The sequence below is a fragment of the Streptomyces sp. GLSS-08 genome, assembly GCF_056387915.1.
The window spans coordinates 1-1,352 of sequence record NZ_JBWJAQ010000046.1; the positions used below are offsets into that span (position 1 = coordinate 1).

Here is a 1,352-nt window from a genome sequence, read left to right on the forward strand (position 1 = left end):
TCGACGCGCTTGGCGAGGACCTTGCCGAGCTCGACGCCCCACTGGTCGAAGGAGTCGATGTTCCAGACCGCGCCCTGGACGAACACCTTGTGCTCGTAGAGGGCGATCAGCTGGCCGAGGACGGAGGGCGTCAGCTCGCGCGCGAGGATCGTCGTCGTCGGGTGGTTGCCCTGGAAGGTCTTGTGCGGCACCAGATCCTCGGGCACCCCTTCGCCGCGCACCTCCTCGGGCGTCCTGCCGAACGCCAGCGCCTGCGTCTGCGCGAAGAAGTTCGCCATCAGCAGGTCGTGCTGGGCGACGAGGCCGGGCTGGAGGTCCGCGACCGGCTCCGCGAAGCCGATGAAGTCGGCCGGGATCAGCTTCGTGCCCTGGTGGATGAGCTGGTAGTAGGCGTGCTGTCCGTTGGTGCCGGGCGTGCCCCACACCACCGGTCCGGTCTGCCAGTCCACCGGACGTCCTTCGCGGTCCACCGACTTGCCGTTGGACTCCATGTCCAGCTGCTGGAGGTACGCGGTGAACTTGGACAGGTAGTGCGAGTACGGCAGCACCGCGTGCGACTGCGCGTCGAAGAAGTTGCCGTACCAGATGCCCAGCAGGCCCAGCAGCAGCGGCGCGTTGGACTCCGCGGGTGCGGTGCGGAAGTGCTCGTCGACGAGACGGAACCCGTCGAGCATCTCGCGGAACCGGTCGGGACCGATGGCGATCATCAGCGACAGACCGATCGCGGAGTCGTACGAGTAGCGGCCGCCGACCCAGTCCCAGAACTCGAACATGTTCGCCGTGTCGATACCGAAGTCGGCGACCTTCTCACCGTTCGTCGACAGCGCCACGAAGTGCCTGGCGACCGCCTTCTCCTCGCCGTCGAGCCCCGCGAGCAGCCAGGTCCGTGCCGAGGTGGCGTTGGTGATGGTCTCGATGGTGGTGAACGTCTTGGACGCCACGACGAAGAGCGTCTCGGCCGGGTCCAGGTCGCGGACGGCCTCGTGCAGGTCGGCGCCGTCCACGTTCGACACGAACCGGACGGTGAGGTCGCGGTCGGTGAAGGCGCGCAGCGCGTCGTACGCCATCGCCGGGCCGAGGTCGGAGCCGCCGATGCCGACGTTGACCACGTTCCTGATGCGCTTGCCGGTGTGGCCGGTCCACTCGCCGGAGCGGACCTTGTCCGCGAACGCGCTCATCCGGTCCAGCACGGCGTGCACGGCCGGCGCGACGTTCTCCCCGTCGACCTCGACCACCGCGTCCCGCGGGGCGCGCAGCGCGGTGTGCAGCACCGCCCGGTCCTCGGTGACGTTGATCTTCTCACCGCGGAACATGGCGTCCCGCTGCCCGAACACGCCGGTGGCCGCGGCCAG

Annotated in this window: 1 protein-coding gene; it reads right to left on the minus strand. The window is 68.9% G+C overall.

Features of this window, described 5'->3' with window-relative positions; genetic code table 11:
• The coding region (gene pgi, locus AC0ZLC_RS34250) for a glucose-6-phosphate isomerase (RefSeq protein WP_476755815.1) at positions 1–1,352 on the minus strand (1,352 nt) is incomplete at both ends.